This is a genomic window from Paenarthrobacter sp. NPDC089988, from assembly GCF_044748465.1.
Lineage (GTDB): Bacteria > Actinomycetota > Actinomycetes > Actinomycetales > Micrococcaceae > Arthrobacter.
In genome coordinates this window covers 42,118-59,054 of record NZ_JBIVGD010000005.1, presented here as the reverse complement: position 1 = coordinate 59,054, position 16,937 = coordinate 42,118, and the positions used below count along the sequence as shown (strand labels likewise).

The following is a 16,937-nucleotide window of genomic DNA, read 5'->3' as shown; positions in this document are numbered from 1 at the left end:
GGGGCCCGCTCGGCGCGCTAAACGAGCGATTTAGCGAGCAGAGCAGGCCCCGCAACGTCTTTAGTCGAGGGAAATCGGGCCGAGCTCGTCAAGCAGCTCCCCCGGGCCCGGGTTGCCGGCCGCGGACGAACCTCCGAGGTGGTTCACCACGCCCCACACGGCGTTGAGTCCCGTGGTCACAGCTCCCTCGGCCCAGCCGGCGGTGAAGGACACGTCGTCGCCGGCCAGGAAGATGCCCCGCTGGCTCTCCGGTAGCGTGTCCTGCTTGAAGTGCGTGAACAGCCGCTGCTGGTACCGGTAGTGCCCGGGCAGGTTGGCCTTGAAGGCACCCATGAAGTTGGGGTCCGCTTCCCAGGAGACCGTGATCGGCTGGCCCACGATGTGGCTGGCAATGTCCACGCCCGGGTAGATCTGCTCCAGGGAGTGCAGCATGAGCTTGACCCGTTCTTCGGCGCTGAGGGCGAGCCATTTCAGGGCGTCGTCGTTCCAGGTGTAGGACAGGAGGATGACCGCGGGCTTGTCCGGGCCGTCGTCGAGCAGGTATGTGGCGCGGTTGAGGCGGTCGGTGAGCGTCATGGACAACACTTCGCGGCCGGTTTCCGGATCAATGTCCTTCCAGAACGGACGATCCACCATCACGAACGTCTTGGACGACTGCATGTAGTGCGAGCGTTCGATCGCCGTCCACAGCTCCGACGGGAACAGGGCTTCCTCGGTGTGGATCCGGGTGGACAGCAACCACGACTGGCACGTGGTGACCACGGCCGGGTAGGTGGCTTCGCGGCCCCAGCTCTCGCGGACCACCAGGTCACCGGAGTCTGCCCGGCGGATGTTGTCCACGGCACCGCGCGGCGAACCCGAGTGCAGGGACGCCAGCGAGGTGCCTTCCGGCCAGTGCTTGATGTCCGACGGCGCGTGGTTCCATAGCGCCTCGGGGAGCCGCTGGGCTCCTCCCGCAATGAGTCGGTGCTGGTCATCTGCGTCCGTATAGACAACGCGAAGGATTTCGAGGATGGAGTTGGGGAAGTCGGTGTCCCAGCCGCCGGTGCCGAATCCGACCTGCCCAAACGCCTCACGGTGTGCGAAGCCTGCGTCCTTGAACGACTTGCTGGCAGCGATGAAGCCGTAGAAGGTCTGCTCATCCAGTTCAGGCAGGAGCTCATTCCAGAGGGTCTTGATGCGCTTGGTGTCGCGGGACTTGATGGCGTCCTGCATCTCAGTGAAGGCAGCGCCGTCCTTGATGGCGTCCTTCCAGGCATCGGCTACTTCGTGGAAGAAGGCGGGGAGGTCCTCGGGCGTCGCGGCGTAGTGCTTCTTCCCGGCCAACTCGATGACCGTGCTGGAAGTAACGGGAGCCAGCGGGTTGGGGAAGTCCTGGGTTTCCAGTCCCAGGAGGTCCACGTAGTGGTAGAAGGCCTTGCCGGAAACGGGGAACCGCATGTCGCCGAGGTCTGCCACCACGCCGGGGGCCGAGGGGAAGCTCGCGGTCCGGAGCCGGCCGCCGATCTGGTCGGCCTCATAGATAACGGGCTTGAGGCCGAGCTTCATGAGTTCGTAGGCGGTAACCAGTCCGGAGAGTCCGGCACCGATCACGGCCACCTCGGTTCCGAAGCGTTCTTCGGGGACGGAGCCCAGGCCTTCCGGATGTGCCAGGTAATGGTCGTAGCTGAACGGAAAGTCCGGGTTCAGCATGGTGATGGGAGCCTCCGCGGGGCTCTCAGCTGTGGGGAGTTCTGTGGCGATGGTCATGCGTTGTCTGCTTTCACAGGTTCCGGGCTCACGGCCCTGGTGGTCAGTTCACGGTAGTCCTGCTCGCTGAGCGAGGCTACCTTGGAGTTCCGGCGTCCATAGCCGAAGTAGATGGCGATGCCCACGAGCATCCACACGCCGAAGACGAGCCACGTGTCGGCGCCGAGGTTTGCCATGAGGTAGGCACACAGGAGGGTGCCCAGCACCGGCGTGACCGGGTACAGCGGAACCCGGAAGCTGCGCTTGAGGTCCGGGCGGTTGCGGCGCAGGTAGATCACGGCAACGTTGACCAGCGCGAAGGCGAAGAGGGTGCCGATACTGGTGGCGTCTGCCAGCGCACCCAGCGGAACCAGCCCCGCGGTAAGTGCGACGGCGGTACCCACGATCAGCGTTCCCGCCACCGGGGTGCCAGTGCGGCGGGAAACACGGCCGAAGACTTTGGGCACCAGCCCGTCGCGGGACATCGAGAGCAGGATGCGCGTCTGGCCGTAGAGGACCGTGAGGACGATGCTGGCAATGGCCAGGACGGCGCCCGCGGAGAAGATGAGCGCCATCCACGGCTGGTGGGTGATCTCCTGGAGGATCTGAACCAAGGCAGCTTCGGTGCCATCGAACCAACCCCAAGGACGGGCACCGATGGCGGCAACGGCAACAAGGACGTAGATGCTGGTGACGATCACCATGGACAGCAGGATGGCCCGCGGCAGGTCCCTCTTCGGGTTCCGCGCTTCCTCGCCGGCTGTGGACGCTGCGTCAAAGCCGATGTAGGAGAAGAACACCCGTGATGCTGCGGCCGAAACTCCGGCTGCTCCCATGGGCATGAGGGGTTCAAAGTTGCCCGCGTTGAAGGCCGTGAAGGCCACGGCGCAGAAGAAGAGCAGGATTCCGACCTTGATAATGACAATCGCCGTGTTGATCCAAGCGCTTTCGCGTGCTCCCCGAACCAGCAACACCATGGCCAGCACCACGATCACCATCGCGGGAATGTTCACCACTCCCCCGTCGCCCGGCGGCTGGCTCATGGCATCCGGCAGCACCTGCCCGAACGCAGCGAGGGTCTCGTTGACGTACTGGCCTGCGCCCACGGCAACGGCGGCCACGGACACTGCGTACTCGAGCACCAGGCACCACCCGCAGATCCACGCCATGCCTTCGCCCATCGTGGCGTAGGAGTAGGAGTAGCTGGAACCCGCAACGGGAACCAACCCTGCCATCTCGGCGTAGGAGACCGCGGAGAACAACGCTGCCAGGCCGGCAATGACGAACGAGATCCAGATGGCGGGGCCGGCCAGCGGCACGGATTCACCGAGGATCACCAGGATGCCCGTGCCGAGCGTGGCGCCGACGCTGATCATGGTCAGTTGCAGGACACCGAAGCTGCGGACCAAGGGCGTGCCGCCTTCGCTGCTTCCGGCTTCGCTGACCATCTGGCCAATGGGTTTGCGGCGCAGCAACTGGGCTCCGAGGCCAGGCCTGGAAAGGCTGGCCGGAGTCGGGTCTTGGGTGTTCACAGGCACAGTCACCGTTGACGTCCCTTCTGAGTAGTTGGTCGGTTTCCCCGCATCAAGACTGGCATGTGAGCCACCTCTCAAGCTGGTGCAAAATGACCTATAGTGTTCATCCATGAGACGTAATGCACATCAATCATCGCCCACTCCGGCGGTCCTTTCCGGCCAGGTCACCGTCGATCTGTCTGCGATTTCAGACAACATCAAACTCCTGAAGAAGCGCACCGAAGCGCCGTCCTTCATGGCCGTGGTCAAGGGCAATGCCTACGGCCACGGTCTCGTGGAAGTCGCCCGAACGGCTGTCGAAGCAGGAGCCGATTGGCTCGGTACGGCCCAACTTTCCGAAGCCATTTCCCTGCGCCAAGCGGGAATCACGGTCCCGATTCTTTCGTGGCTCTATCTGGCATCCCAGACCAGCGCCACTATCCTCGAAGCGCTGGAAAACGACGTCGATGTCTCCTTGGGAAGCGTCCATCAACTGGAGGTGCTGGAAGGCATCGCCGGCCGCTTGGGCCGTCCCGCCGTCGTACATCTGGAACTCGACAGCGGCCTCAGCCGCGGCGGCGCACGCAAGGAGGATTGGTCCGAACTCGTGGCCAGGGCACGCCAAGCAGAAGTGGACGGGACCCTGCGGGTCCGCGGCGTCTGGACCCATCTGGCCTGGGCGGATGTCCCGGCGCATCCGGGCAACGCAGCGGCCGTGGCAGAGTTCGAGGACGCCGTTCGGCAGGCACGGGACGCCGGGCTCTCCCCTGAACTGAGGCACGTTTCCAGCTCCGCCAACATCCTGGACCGGCCGGAATTCCACTTCGACATGGTCCGAGCAGGGCTGGCAATCTACGGCCTGGCACCCGCCGACCACCTGGACCCGGCGGACTTCGGACTGCGACCCGCCCTGAGTGTCACCGCGCCGCTGGTCATGGTCAAGAAAGTTCCGGCCGGCACGGGCGTCAGCTACGAACACCAGGCCATCACGTACGAACCCAGGTATCTCGGGCTGATCCCGCTCGGCTATGCGGACGGGATCCCGAAAGGCATCAGCGGGCGCTCCGTGGTGAACATCGCCGGTCGTCGTGTACCCGTGATCGGCAAGGTCTGCATGGACCAGTTCATGGTGGACCTGGGTCCGGAGGCCACGGGCATCGACGTCGGTGACACCGCTGTGCTGTTTGGTGATCCGGCCAGCGGGGCAGCGAGCGCCGACGACTGGGGAGCCGCGATAGGCAGCCATGGTGACGAGATCATCAACCGGATCGCGCCCCGCCTCCCCCGGGCTTATCAAACGAGCGCCTTCGAATGCCCCGACTACCAGGAGCCGGCAGACGCCGGGCAGGGCCATGTTGCCTGAGCCCGCGAGCGCCCGCCTGAGTTTCGTCACGCTTGAGCAGTTCCTGGAGCAGCTGCCGCCGGAGTTGAAGATGCTTCACGACGGCGGCAGCGGCGCCTCGCTGCTGCGATGGGTGGAACCGAGTGAGCTCGAGGATCCAACTCCATACCTGCCGGAGGGCGAATTCCTGCTCACCGCGGGGTTGCCCTTCCTGGGGAAGGGTGGCTCGGCGGCTAAGGTGGACGCCTATGTCAGACGCCTGGTGGGGGCCAAGGTCGCCGCGCTGGGCTTCGGCATCAGGCCCTATTTCGACGCCGTTCCCGACGTTCTGGTAAAGGCTTGCCGCACTCACAACCTCACCCTGTTCGAGGTTCCGGAGTCCCTGCCGTTTGCGGCGATCGGGCTGTCGTTTTCGCAGCTCCTCGAAACGGACAACGCCCGGGTCTTCCGGCAGCTCGCCGACACCAACCGGCAGCTCATGCGGGCCGTGCTCTCCCCCCGGCCGGAGCACGAACTGCTCGCGGCGTTGGTCCAGCGGGTTCCAGTGTGGGCGGTTCTTGTGGGTGCGGACGGGCGTGTCCGAGCCCGCGGCAACAGCGCCGGCGGCAGCACCGGCGTCGAGCATTCCTTGCTGGCACCCATGCTGGAACGCTTGCTGTCCGGAAGCGGGCCGCGCGTGGAGATGGATGGCTTTGAGGAAGCGGGGTCCGCGCTGGTGTTCGGCCATCCGCTGCGCAGCACCAAGGACGCCAACCTCGGGGCCCTGATCCTGGGTTCGGATGTGCCGCTGACGCCTGCGCAGAACAACGTGGTGCAGTCGGCGGTGGGCTTGCTGGAGTTGCTGGTGCGGCAGCGGACCAGTGGATCCCTGGCACCCAGCCAGTTGGCGACCGCCATGCTGCTCCATCCGGAGTCCTTGGCTTCGGGCGGGACCAAGCACCTCAACGGTTTGAAAGACCTGCTGGCCCAGAGCCTCTCCTCCACGCGATCCGGCCAGATGCGGGTGGTCCAAGGCATCAAAGTCGATGGCTCCGTGGACGATGGGCCCGTGCGGGAATTGCTCCAGTGGCGGCGCCTGTTCGACACCAAGCTCGTGGAAATCACGGACTACGGCTTCACCGCCATCACCCGCCTGCGCGTGGATGACTCGCTGCTCGCCGATGTGGAGAAGCTCGGCTGGCGACTGGTGATCGGCGAACCTACCGAGCTCAACGGACTGGCCGCAGCCTACCAACGCGTCAACACGCTGCGTGCCCGCGTGCTTTCAACCGGCGTGAGCGCACGCGTGGATGAGGTGACGTGGTCCGTGACGGGGCTGCTTGGCAGGGACGCGGGCGCCATGCTGGCTTCACGTGTGCTTGCTCCCTTGCTTGCCTTGGAACCGGAACGTCGCGATCCCCTGCTGACGGTGCTGCGCGGTTGGCTCACGGAGAACGGCAGTTGGGACGCCTCCGCCAAACTGCTCGGCCTGCACAGGAACAGCGTGCGGCGGCAGGTCGGTGTGATCGGCGAACTGCTGGAGCTGGACCTCAATGCGGCGCAGGTTCGTGCGGAGCTGTGGATCGCGTTGCAGTATGTGGATTCGCTGGTTGAGGCCTAAAGCTCCCACTTCGCGTACAGGTCCGGGCGGCGTTCCTTCAGGTACGGAACGTCGGCCCGGGCTGCTTTGACGGTGTCGGTGCCCACCTCGGCGAACAGCAGCGCAGCGCCTTCCCCCGCCGCGGCGAGCAGCGAACCGTCCGGACCCGCAACGACGCTGCCGCCCAGGAAGTTGTAGATGTCCTCGTGCCCGCAATGGTTGGCATAGGCGACGTTGAGTTGGCTCTCGAGTGCCCGCGCCCGGATGAGGACCTGCGGCACATTGTCGAAGCCCGCGGACAGCGCCGTGGGCACAAGCAGCAGCTCAGCGCCTCGGCTTGCGGCCGCCCGGACAGCCTCGGGGAACTCAACGTCGTAGCAGATCAGCATCGAGGTGCGGATTCCATTGAAGACCGCGACGGCGGGAGGTTCCGTGGCGCCGACGAACGCCTTGTGTTCGTCCCCGCCAAAGAGGTGGACCTTGTTGTACGTGAGAAGTTCTGCGCCCGTGGCGTCCAGCAAAGTAGCCGAGATATGCCAGCGCTCTTCAACGCCAGTGGGCTGCGCGCCGTCGTCGGGCATTTCCTGGGCAGGTGCCGGGAGGCTGTAGACCAAACCGATCCCGTGCGTCCGCACGATGTCCGCCAAGCGCTGGCGGATAGCGGGGAGGGTTTGGGGGTCGAGTTCGGCGTGGATCCGCAGCGGCGCGTAGCCAACGGGGAAAAGCTCGGCCGTGAGCAATATGGCTGCGCCGGCCTGCGCGGCACGCCCTGCCGCGTCTTCGATGGTCCGAAGGTTGGCGTCCACGTCCAGGACGGACGCGTTGGCCTGCAGGACTGAGAGCAGCATCATTACCACCTTGGTTTTCCGGGATCCCGGTGCTCGTGGCTCGGGAAGGCTTCGTTCTTCCAGCGTAGGCAGGGCTGGGCCCTTGGCGGCTGGGACATTTGGACCCGGACATTTGGAAAACAGGGCGCATCGCACGCCGGTGCGGGGAACTTCCTGCGATGCGGGGCCTGCTTTACGCCCCAAAGACTCGACTTGGGGCGCTTGGCGGGCCCCACAACGGGTACGTACAGCGTCAACTTGTGTTGGAGTATGTCGGTCAACCGCCACACCTTGTGTTCACTTCTTGACTGCAAGCCGTCACATGGGGCACTCTTCTTGTCATGCCCGCTACACAGCGCTCAACGAAGAGCCACCCGAGAAAACCAGGCTCGCAGTCCGCCCTGCGCCACTTGAACCAGCAGCGGATCATCGAGTGCCTGTTAAGTGGGCCATCAACGCAGGCGGAACTTTCACGGCAGACCGGCCTGTCCACGGCCACGGTCTCCAACATCGTCAAGATCATGCAGGACGCCGGCCTGGTCTCAACGGAACCGACCACCAGCTCCGGCCGCCGGGCCACGAACGTGAGGCTCAACAGCAACGGTGCCGTCGCCGTCGGAATCGACTTTGGCCGCCGCCACCTGCGGGTGGTTTTGGCCTCACTGGGCTACCACGTGATCGCCGAGGAATTCATCGAACTTCCCCTGGGCCACCAGGCCGAGGAGGGCATCGCCGCCGCCGTTCGGCTGCTGTCCAGGCTGTTGGAGGAAAACAGCATCGATCCCAGTGCCGTAGTGGGCGCCGGAGCAGGCATCCCGGGTCCGATCGACCGCAGATCCGGCACCGTCGCGCAAGGTGCGATCCTCCCCGAATGGGTAGGCATCGACATCCTTCACAGACTGGAGGAAGCCCTCAATTGCCCCGTCTTTGTTGACAATGACGCCAACCTTGGAGCCCTGTCGGAAGTGACGTGGGGACCCCACAGTGGTGTCTCCAACCTGATGTTCCTCAAGGTGGGATCCGGTATTGGCGCCGGGCTGATCCTCAACGGGATTCCGTACTACGGCAATGTGGGAATCACGGGCGAAATCGGCCATGCGACCATCCACGAACATGGACTGGTGTGCCGTTGCGGGAATCGCGGATGCCTTGAAACCATTGCTTCCACCACCACCATGATCGAACTTCTGGGCCGCGGGCAGGACACCCTGCTGACGCCCCAGGACATCGTCCGGAATTGCCTTGCAGGAGACTCTGCGACCCAGCGCGTCGTGGACGATGCCGGCCTTGCCGTGGGCAGGGCACTCGGCAATGTCGCGAACCTCATCAACCCTGAAGTGATCGTGGTGGGCGGACCCTTGGCGGGCCTCGGAGACCTCCTGCTTGATCCCATCCGGCGGGGCTTGGTCAGGCATGCAGTGCCGGTTGTGGGCGAGACGACACACCTTGCCATGTCCTCCCTTGGCGCGCATGCCGAAGCCCTTGGAGCAGCCGCTCTGGTGTTCCAACACGCAGGTATTACCGCGAAGTAACGAAATCGTTAGCTGGTTCTTGTGTTCAAGTCTTGACGACAAGACGGGTGATCCAGTTTACTTTTTCATCAGAAAGCTCCGCTGCCGCGGGGCCGACAACGAAGTCATGCATTGGAGGCGTAAGGGCTGATGACAACCCTCGACACGCAAGGTGATCCCATCCTCTTGGAGATGCGTTCGATCACGAAGGAATTCCCCGGCGTGAAGGCCTTGTCGAATGTGAGCCTGCGGGTAAAGGCAGGCGAAATCCACGCCATCTGTGGCGAAAACGGGGCGGGCAAGTCCACCCTCATGAAGGTCCTGTCCGGCGTCTACGGGTACGGAAGCTACACCGGCGACATCGTGTACCAAGCCGAAACGCAGCAGTTCAAGGACATCCGTGCAAGCGAAGCCGCCGGCATCGTGATCATCCACCAGGAACTGGCGCTGATCCCGGAACTGTCCATTATGGAAAACATCTTCCTGGGCAACGAACCCACCAAGTGGGGAGTCATTGACTGGGCCGAAGCACGCCGCCGTTCGGTCGAGCTGCTGGCCCGCGTGGGCCTGCGCGAAGACCCTGACACCCCCATCAAGGAAATCGGCGTGGGCAAGCAACAATTGGTGGAGATCGCCAAGGCCCTGAACAAGTCCGTGAAACTCCTGATCCTGGACGAGCCCACCGCGGCGCTGAACGAATCGGACTCCCAGCACTTGCTGGACCTGATCCTCGGCCTCAAGGGCAAGGGCATCACGTCCATCATCATTTCCCACAAGCTCAACGAGATCGAGCAGATCGCGGACGAGATCACCATCATCCGCGACGGCAAGTCCATCGAAACGCTCAACGTCAAACGGGACGGCGTGGATGAGGACCGGATCATCAAGGGCATGGTGGGCCGGACGCTGGAGTCCCGTTTCCCGGACCACGAGCCGAACATCGGCGAGGTCTTCTTCGAGGTCAAGAACTGGACAGTGGGCCACCCGGCCATCCAGGACCGCTTGATCTGCAAGGGTTCCAACTTCTTCGTCCGTCGCGGCGAAATTGTTGGCTTCGCCGGGCTCATGGGTGCCGGCCGCACGGAGCTGGCACGGTCCCTGTTCGGCCACTCGTATGGACGCTTCATTTCGGGCGAGGTCTACAAGGACGGCAAACCGGTCCACTTGAGAACCGTCCGCCAGGCTATCGACGCCGGCCTGGGTTACGTCACGGAGGACCGCAAGTCCCTGGGCCTGAACCTGCTGGACGACATCAAGACCACCACCGTAGCTGCGGCGTTGGACAAGATCAGCAACTACACCGTGGTGGACACCCGCAAGGAATTCCAGGTTGCCGAGGAGTACCGCAAGTCGCTGCGGACCAAGACCCCATCAGTTGAGGAAGGCGTCGCCAAGCTTTCCGGTGGGAACCAGCAAAAAGTGGTGCTGGCCAAGTGGATGTTCACCGACCCGGACCTCCTGATCCTGGACGAACCGACCCGAGGCATCGACGTCGGAGCCAAGTACGAGATCTACGGCATCATCCAGCGGCTGGCCAACCAGGGCAAGGGAGTCATTGTGATCTCCTCGGAGCTCCCCGAGCTCCTGGGCCTCTCTGACCGCATCTACACCATCTTCGAAGGCTCCATCACCGGCGTGCTGAACAAGGACGAAGCCAGCCAGGAGAGCCTGATGAAGCTCATGACCTCCAACCGCAAGACAGCCTGACCCAGTGGCCCAGAAACGCCCTTTCCTGACCCAAGGACCAAAACAATGAACGCGCTCAAGAAGCTCTTTGGTGGCAATACCCGCCAGTTCGGCATGATTTTCGCCCTGGTGGCACTTATCGTCTTCTTCCAGATCTTCACGCAGGGCCGCACGCTGACCCCTGGCAACGTGATCAACCTGTTCAACGGCAACTCCTACATCCTGATCCTGGCCATCGGCATGGTGCTGGTAATCATCGCCGGACACATCGACCTGTCCGTGGGTTCCGTGGCCGCCTTCGTGGGTGTTTCCGTGGCCCTGGCCATCCGCGACTGGGGCATCCCCTGGTACATGGGCGTGCTCTTTGGGCTGGTGCTCGGCGGCGTGATCGGTGCCTGGCAGGGCTTCTGGACGGCGTATGTTGGCATCCCGGCCTTCATTGTCACGCTGGCCGGCATGCTCCTGTTCCGTGGTTTCAACCAGTTTGTCGGCAAGTCCAACACCATCCCGGTTCCCAACGACTTCCAGTACCTCGGATCCGGCTACCTCCCGGAAATCGGTCCCAACACGGGCTTCAACAACCTGACGCTCCTGATCGGCATCCTGGCAGCTGCGTTCGTGGTGGTCATGTCCTTGCGTGCCCGCGCCGCCAACAAGGCCTTGGGTGCTGACGTTCCCGAACTCTGGGTTGAAGTAACCAAGCTGGTCCTCATCTGCGGTGCCATCCTCTACGCCACGTACCTCTTCGCCACCGGCCGCCCCGGAACCTCGTTCCCCATCCCCGGCCTGATCCTCGCGGTCCTGGTCCTGATCTACGGCTTCATCGCTGACAAGACCGTCATCGGCCGCCACGTCTACGCCGTGGGTGGCAACCGCCACGCAGCCGAACTCTCCGGTGTGCAGTCCAAGAAGGTCAACTTCCTGGTCATGATGAACATGTCCGTCCTGGCAGGCCTGGCCGGCATGATCTTCGTGGGCCGCTCCACGGCATCGGGTCCGTTCGACGGCGTTGGTTGGGAACTGGACGCCATCGCGGCTGTGTTCATTGGTGGCGCAGCCGTCACCGGTGGCGTCGGTACCGTGATCGGCTCGATCGTAGGTGGCCTGGTCATGGCTGTCCTGAACAACGGCCTTCAGCTGCTGGGCGTCGGCGCCGACCTTACCCAGATCATCAAGGGCCTCGTGCTCCTGGCCGCCGTCGCCTTCGATGTCTACAACAAGACCCAGGGCAAGCGGTCCATCACGGGCCTGCTGATGAAGAACTTCCAGCGCAACAACGAGATCAAACCGGACGAGACCACTTCCACCAAAGAGGTCATCTCCAAGGAAGCCTGACCCTACCCGGTCACAAACCCCAGAGAACTCGCTCCACCCCACCCACACAGAAAGTGAACCAAGATATGCGAATGTTTGGTAAAGCAGGAAAGGCAGCAGCAGTAGCTGCCATCGCGGCACTGGCGCTGACGGCCTGCGGCCGCACTGACAGCGGCTCAAGCAGCAGCACAGCTGGCGGGGAAGCGTTCCCCAAGGACTCGCTGATCGGCGTCGCACTTCCGCAGAAGACCAGTGAGAACTGGGTCCTCGCGGAGAAGCTGTTCAACGACGGCCTCACCGGCGCCGGTTTCAAGGCCGACGTCCAGTTCGCCAACGGCGGCGTTTCCGAGCAGCAGAACCAGATCAGCGCCATGGTCACCAAGGGTGCCAAGGTGATCATCGTCGGTGCGATCGACGGCGCGCAGCTGGGTACGCAGCTCAAGCAGGCCAAGGACTCCGGCGCAACGGTCATCGCGTACGACCGCCTGCTCCTGAACACCGAGAACGTGGACTACTACGTGGCCTACGACAACTTCAAGGTCGGTGAGCTCCAGGGCCAGGCCCTGCTGGACGGACTGAAGGCCAAGAAGCCGAGCGGCCCGTACAACATCGAACTGTTTGCAGGTTCTCCGGATGATGCCAACGCCAAGGTCTTCTTCGACGGTGCAATGAGCGTCCTGAAGCCGAAGATCGACGACGGTACCCTCAAGGTGCTGTCCGGCCAGACCGCATTCGAACAGGCTGTTACCCAGGGCTGGAAGGCTGAAAACGCCCAGCGCCGTGCTGACACGCTGCTCACCGGCAGCTACGGCAGCGCATCCCTGGACGGCGTCCTCTCCCCGAATGACACGCTGGCACGTGCAGTCCTGACCTCCGTCAAGGCCGCTGGCAAGCCGCTCCCCGTCGTGACGGGCCAGGACTCCGAGGTTGAGTCCGTCAAGTCCATCATGGCAGGCGAGCAGTACTCCACCATCAACAAGGACACCCGCAAGCTGGTTGAGCACGCCATCACCATGGTGAAGGACCTGCAGGCCGGCAAGGAACTGGAGATCAACGACAAGGATTCGTACAAGAACGGCGTCAAGACCGTCCCCGCGTACCTCCTGCCTCCGCAGATCGTGACCGCAGAGAACGTCAAGACCGCTTACGTGGACGATCCGGTACTCGGCCCGATCACCAAGTAGCACCCCGCACCACCGGAGCCCCGGTCCGCCCACAAGGCGGGCTGGGGCTTTTTGCTGAGCCGGGGCTTTTTGCTGCGCCGGGGCTTTTTGCTGCGCCGGGATTCTTCACAGCCCACGCATAGCTTCGGCTGGCTTCCTGCACAGCCGCCTTAACGAAGGTTGGATCTGCGGCCGGCGTCCAGCGGGCCGAGGCCGTCCGCGGCCCATGCAGGTCCAAAGGAGAAACGTGAGCGTCCTTGCCCGAAGCGTAGGCAATGCCTTCCGCAACAAAATCAGAACGGCGGCTGTGGTTGCCGTCCTGGCCGTCGCCATTGGTTTGGCCCTGGCCATGCTCGTGGCCAACCAGGCCGTGGGTGCCAAGGTCCAGGAGCTCAACGCTTCGGTGGGCACCACCCTCACGGTGAACCCGGCCGGCGGGCAGGGCTTCGAGGGCGGCGGCGAACCGCTTACCTCGGCGCAGGCGCAAACCGCAGCCGGCGTCACGAACGTCGCGTCCGTCGTCGGGACGAAGGCGCTCCGGCTGCAGACAGCTACCACAGGCACCACAAGCACCAGTCAACAAGGCGGATTCGGCGGCCCAGGTGGCCAGCAGGCCACGACGGTCACCACCAGCCTGACAGCCGCCGTCGACGCCGGGACGCTTGGCAACCGAAACAACGCGAGCGGAACCACAGGAAGCACGGGCAGCACTACCACGCAGCCCGCCCGCACTCTTCCCATCACTGCCACGGGCATCGGCGCCGAGGTGGACAGCACCGGCAAGGCGCTGGACATCACCAGCGGCACCGGCCTGGGCGACTACACCGCGACCGAAGCCAAGGCGATCGTTGGAACCACCCTGGCCGAAAAGAACAGCCTGACGGTTGGCTCCACCTTCACCATCCAGGACAAGACCTTCACCGTGGCAGGCTTGTTCGACGCCGGAACCACGTTCGGCAACAACGCCGTCTATGTGACGCTCCCGGAGGCCCAGACGCTGGCCGAAACACCTGATGAACTCTCCACCATGATCGTCACGGTCAACAGCATGGAAAACGTGGACAGCACCAAGACCGCACTGCAGAGTGCACTCGGCACGGACAAGGCCGACGTCACGCAGGGCCAGCGCAACCTTGAAACCGCCGTCAGCTCCCTGGACAGCGTCAAGAACATCTCCCTGGTTGCGTTCATCGCAGCCCTCGCAACCGCCGGGCTCATCATCCTTCTCATCATGGTAATGCTGGTCCGCGAACGGCGCCGGGAAATCGGCGTCCTCAAGGCCATCGGTGCCCGCAACCGCACGATTGGCCTCCAGTTCGTGCTCGAGTCGCTGGTACTGGTCGCCTTGGGCAGCGTGGTTGGCGCAGCCATCGCGTCGTTTGCGAGCGGCGGCATCGCTTCCGCGCTGATCAGTTCCAATACAAGCACGACGGCGGCAACCACCAACCAGCGCGGCGGCGGCTTGGCCGGGGCAGCAGCCAACGGCGGCGTTCCCGGTGGTGGCGGCTTCGGCGGCCAAGGAGGTCCGTTCGGCGGAGCCAACCAGTTGCTGACCTCCGTCACGGCGAGCGTCTCCCCCGGCGTCCTTGCTGCAGGCATCGCCGCGGTGTTCGCCGTCGCCATCATCGGAGCGTTGGTTCCCGCGTTGCTGACCGCCCGTATCCGTCCCATCGAAGTACTCCGAGGAGAATAGCCGTGATCGTAGTCAAGGACCTGGTCCGTCAGTTCAAGTCCGGAGACCGGACCATCAAGCCGGTCAACGGCGTCAGTTTCGAGCTGGAGAAGGGCTCGTTGGCCTCGATCGTTGGCAAGAGCGGCAGCGGAAAGAGCACCCTGTTGTCGCTCCTGGGTGCGCTGGACAAGCCCACGTCCGGAGACGTGGTGGTGGATGGCGTGAGCCTCGCCGGCCTTCCGGACGGCAAGCTCACCGAGTACCGCCGCCAGGACATCGGCTTCGTGTTCCAGCAGTTCAACCTGATCCCCAACCTCAGCGCGGTGGACAACGTGATGCTGCCCATGGAGTTTGCCGGGGTCCGGAAGTCGGCGCGGCTCCAGCGGGCCAAGGAACTCCTGGAGCAGGTCCAGTTGGATCCGGAGAAGCACTCCCGCCGGACCAACCGCCTTTCCGGTGGTGAGCAGCAGCGTGTGGCCATCGCCCGCGCGCTGGCCAACGAACCCAAGCTGATCCTGGCTGACGAGCCCACAGGTAACCTCGACGAACAGACCGGTGAGCACATCATCCAGTTGCTGAGCTCATTGAGCCGTGACCACAACACCACCATCCTGGTAGTGACCCACGACCGCTCCCTGGCGCAGAAGACGGATCGACGCTTCCGGCTTCAGCAAGGGCGCCTGACGGAGGAACTCAAAACCGGATCGCGTCAATAACCTTCACGCGCACGGCGACGAGCGCGGGAATCGCTCCTGCGAGTGCGCCTACCAGGACGGCCGCCCCGAAACCGAGGAGGGCGGCTTCGATGGGGAACGCCGGGTGCTCGGACAGGCCCGGCGCCACCTTCGATTCGATCCAGGGGTTCTTTACCACTGCGATTGCCACCATCACCCCGGCCAGGCCGGCAACTGCGGTGGCCACCACGGACTCCATCATGACCCCGAAGAAGATGCGGCCAGAGGTGGCCCCGAAGCTGCGCCGGATGCCGATCTCCCGGACGCGGTAGCGCACGGTGACCATGGAAATGTTCAGCATCCCCACAGCACCAAGCAAGAGCACAAGGCCTGCAACGCCGCCCACCACCAACTGCACCGGGGCCAGCGGATCTCCGTGGGCGGCGTAGTCCATCCGGCTGGCTTGGGCGGAGTACCCGGGGAACTGACCCTGGAGGTCGGCGGAGATCGCGGCGCTCAGCGCATCCGCTTGTTCCTCGCCCACCCAAACCTTGAACTCGGACATTTCAGGTGCCATACCGGCCATGGCCGCACCTTTGGTCAGGATGAATGCGGCGGGCGGCGTCTCCGGCCAGACGTCGGGAACGACGCCGATGATCACCGCCGTTGCCGGCTGGTCGCCCGGGATGGAAACCGTTGGTTGGGTTGTCAGGTTGGGGCGGCCGGCCTGGTTGTAGAAGGCTTCGGAAACCACGACGGCGGGTGCCATCCTTTGGTCGTCATCGGCAGCGAACCAGCTTCCCATCAGCAGGGGGACGCGGTGGATGACGCCGTAGCCCACGTCCACGATGGTCATGTCCACGTTCGTGACCCCGCGGGGAAATTGGAAGCGTGCCTGGGTCCGGCCCACGTGGGTGGACGTGGTGATTCCATAGCGCTGCTGGATGCCTTGGTAGGCCTTTTCCACTTCCGCAGGATCGGGCATTGTGGGGCCATACACAACCAGGGACAACGTTGCGGCACGCCCTCCGTTCCGTTCGGATTGCTCCTTGTAGCCTTCCCGGGCCAGGTTGCCCAGGCCAACAACGGACGTCAGGGCTGCTACGGAAAGGGCAACACCAAGGAGTGCCAGGAGGATGCGCACTTTGTTGATGCGGAGTTCCTGCCACGCTTCCACCAGAGTGGATACAAAGCCGGTCATGCGGGTACTCCTGCTTCCGCGAGCGCCATGGGACTGAGGACGCCGGTGTCCAAGCGGTAGCAAGCGCGGGCCAGGGCGGCCACGTTGACGTCATGGGTGATGGTGACGAGTGCCGCCGCGGATTCCGTGGCGACGGTGTCCAGCAAAGCCATGACTGACTGTCCGGTTTCCACGTCCAACGCTCCGGTGGGTTCGTCGGCGAGGATCAGCCGGGGCTTCCGGACCAGTGCCCGGGCGATGGCCACGCGCTGCTGCTCACCTCCGGAGAGCATGTTGGGCATGGTGTTGGCCCGGGCAGCGAGGCCCACCCGGTCCAACATGTCCATGGCGATCTCCCGGCGACGCCAGAACTCCTTGCCCTTGGCGTACAGGAGCGGTGTGATCACGTTGTCCAGGGCGCTCCGGCCGGGCAGCAGGTTGAATTGCTGGAACACGAATCCCACGGTGGATCCGCGCAGCCTCGACCGGGCGTTGCCGCCCAGGCTTTCTGCGGGCTGCCCAAGGAACTCGAGCTCACCGGATGTGGGCACGTCCAGAAGGCCCAGGAGGTTGAGCAGCGTCGACTTGCCGCAGCCGGACCTGCCGACGATCGCGGTGTGGTCCCCGCTTTGTATTTCAAGATCCACGCCCCGGAGGATCTGCAGCAGGTGCCCGTCTGGCAGCTTGACCGAGCGGGTCACCTCTCGAAGACTGACCAGTGTTTCGTTGTGGTTCGGAGACTCCATA

Annotated in this window: 13 protein-coding genes; 8 read left to right on the top strand and 5 right to left on the bottom strand. The window is 64.0% G+C overall.

Annotated elements, in window-relative coordinates:
• Positions 1-60 precede the first annotated feature (60 nt).
• Both ACIPV6_RS08455 and ACIPV6_RS08450 read right to left on the bottom strand, forming a co-directional pair.
• On the bottom strand, positions 61-1,749 hold the full coding sequence (locus tag ACIPV6_RS08455; protein WP_400270445.1) for a flavin monoamine oxidase family protein: 1,689 nt from the start codon (positions 1,747-1,749) through the stop codon (positions 61-63).
• Positions 1,746-3,176, bottom strand: coding sequence for an amino acid permease (locus ACIPV6_RS08450; RefSeq protein ID WP_400270571.1), 1,431 nt, complete (start codon positions 3,174-3,176; stop codon positions 1,746-1,748). Before ACIPV6_RS08450 ends, ACIPV6_RS08455 begins: the two co-directional genes overlap by 4 nt.
• Before the next feature lie 196 nt (positions 3,177-3,372).
• Here ACIPV6_RS08450 and alr point away from each other — a divergent pair, with 196 nt between their 5' ends.
• Positions 3,373-4,605, top strand: coding sequence for an alanine racemase (gene alr / locus ACIPV6_RS08445; protein WP_400270444.1), 1,233 nt, complete (start codon positions 3,373-3,375; stop codon positions 4,603-4,605).
• Entirely contained in the window at positions 4,595-6,184 is a 1,590-nt protein-coding gene (locus ACIPV6_RS08440) for a PucR family transcriptional regulator (protein WP_400270443.1), read from the top strand. The genes alr and ACIPV6_RS08440 overlap by 11 nt, the downstream gene beginning before the upstream one ends.
• On the opposite strand, the gene ACIPV6_RS08435 is transcribed toward ACIPV6_RS08440, so the two are convergent.
• Positions 6,181-7,011 (bottom strand): nitrilase-related carbon-nitrogen hydrolase, encoded by an 831-nt coding sequence (locus ACIPV6_RS08435; protein ID WP_400270442.1) that lies wholly within the window; start codon positions 7,009-7,011, stop codon positions 6,181-6,183. The two genes, ACIPV6_RS08440 and ACIPV6_RS08435, sit on opposite strands and share 4 nt — an antisense overlap.
• A gap of 320 nt (positions 7,012-7,331) precedes the next feature.
• On the opposite strand from ACIPV6_RS08435, the gene ACIPV6_RS08430 reads away from it, so the two are divergent.
• The 6 genes from ACIPV6_RS08430 (at position 7,332) to ACIPV6_RS08405 (ending at position 15,052) form a co-directional block, all read left to right on the top strand.
• On the top strand, positions 7,332-8,522 hold the full coding sequence (locus ACIPV6_RS08430; RefSeq protein ID WP_400270441.1) for an ROK family transcriptional regulator: 1,191 nt from the start codon (positions 7,332-7,334) through the stop codon (positions 8,520-8,522).
• A 129-nt stretch (positions 8,523-8,651) separates the two neighbouring features.
• Positions 8,652-10,208: a multiple monosaccharide ABC transporter ATP-binding protein gene (gene mmsA / locus ACIPV6_RS08425; protein ID WP_400270440.1), complete on the top strand. Its 1,557-nt coding sequence runs from the start codon at positions 8,652-8,654 to the stop codon at positions 10,206-10,208.
• Positions 10,209-10,253: 45 nt separating this feature from the next.
• Positions 10,254-11,522: a multiple monosaccharide ABC transporter permease gene (gene mmsB / locus ACIPV6_RS08420; protein WP_397325374.1), complete on the top strand. Its 1,269-nt coding sequence runs from the start codon at positions 10,254-10,256 to the stop codon at positions 11,520-11,522.
• A 65-nt stretch (positions 11,523-11,587) separates the two neighbouring features.
• On the top strand, positions 11,588-12,685 hold the full coding sequence (locus ACIPV6_RS08415; protein ID WP_400270439.1) for a substrate-binding domain-containing protein: 1,098 nt from the start codon (positions 11,588-11,590) through the stop codon (positions 12,683-12,685).
• Positions 12,686-12,911: 226 nt separating this feature from the next.
• Entirely contained in the window at positions 12,912-14,357 is a 1,446-nt protein-coding gene (locus tag ACIPV6_RS08410; RefSeq protein ID WP_400270438.1) for an ABC transporter permease, read from the top strand.
• 2 nt (positions 14,358-14,359) lie between these two features.
• Positions 14,360-15,052, top strand: coding sequence for an ABC transporter ATP-binding protein (locus tag ACIPV6_RS08405; RefSeq protein ID WP_397325371.1), 693 nt, complete (start codon positions 14,360-14,362; stop codon positions 15,050-15,052).
• On the opposite strand, the gene ACIPV6_RS08400 is transcribed toward ACIPV6_RS08405, so the two are convergent.
• Together ACIPV6_RS08400 and ACIPV6_RS08395 are read right to left on the bottom strand one after the other, a co-directional pair.
• Positions 15,030-16,211 (bottom strand): ABC transporter permease, encoded by a 1,182-nt coding sequence (locus ACIPV6_RS08400; protein ID WP_400270437.1) that lies wholly within the window; start codon positions 16,209-16,211, stop codon positions 15,030-15,032. The genes ACIPV6_RS08405 and ACIPV6_RS08400 overlap by 23 nt on opposite strands.
• The gene (locus ACIPV6_RS08395) at positions 16,208-16,936 is read right to left on the bottom strand and encodes an ABC transporter ATP-binding protein (protein ID WP_400270436.1); all 729 of its coding nucleotides are present in this window, start codon (positions 16,934-16,936) and stop codon (positions 16,208-16,210) included. The genes ACIPV6_RS08400 and ACIPV6_RS08395 overlap by 4 nt, the downstream gene beginning before the upstream one ends.
• Position 16,937: the final 1 nt, after the last annotated feature.

Bases quoted from the DNA above. Each gene is read 5' to 3' on its own strand.
- alr (WP_400270444.1), top strand. From the start codon at position 3,373: ATGAGACGTAATGCACATCAATCATCGCCCACTCCGGCGGTCCTTTCC.
- ACIPV6_RS08435 (WP_400270442.1), bottom strand. From the start codon at position 7,011: ATGCTGCTCTCAGTCCTGCAGGCCAACGCGTCCGTCCTGGACGTGGAC.
- ACIPV6_RS08450 (WP_400270571.1), bottom strand. From the start codon at position 3,176: ATGGTCAGCGAAGCCGGAAGCAGCGAAGGCGGCACGCCCTTGGTCCGC.
- ACIPV6_RS08455 (WP_400270445.1), bottom strand. From the start codon at position 1,749: ATGACCATCGCCACAGAACTCCCCACAGCTGAGAGCCCCGCGGAGGCT.
- ACIPV6_RS08440 (WP_400270443.1), top strand. From the start codon at position 4,595: ATGTTGCCTGAGCCCGCGAGCGCCCGCCTGAGTTTCGTCACGCTTGAG.
- ACIPV6_RS08430 (WP_400270441.1), top strand. From the start codon at position 7,332: ATGCCCGCTACACAGCGCTCAACGAAGAGCCACCCGAGAAAACCAGGC.
- ACIPV6_RS08395 (WP_400270436.1), bottom strand. From the start codon at position 16,936: ATGGAGTCTCCGAACCACAACGAAACACTGGTCAGTCTTCGAGAGGTG.
- mmsA (WP_400270440.1), top strand. From the start codon at position 8,652: ATGACAACCCTCGACACGCAAGGTGATCCCATCCTCTTGGAGATGCGT.
- ACIPV6_RS08415 (WP_400270439.1), top strand. From the start codon at position 11,588: ATGCGAATGTTTGGTAAAGCAGGAAAGGCAGCAGCAGTAGCTGCCATC.
- ACIPV6_RS08400 (WP_400270437.1), bottom strand. From the start codon at position 16,211: ATGACCGGCTTTGTATCCACTCTGGTGGAAGCGTGGCAGGAACTCCGC.
- mmsB (WP_397325374.1), top strand. From the start codon at position 10,254: ATGAACGCGCTCAAGAAGCTCTTTGGTGGCAATACCCGCCAGTTCGGC.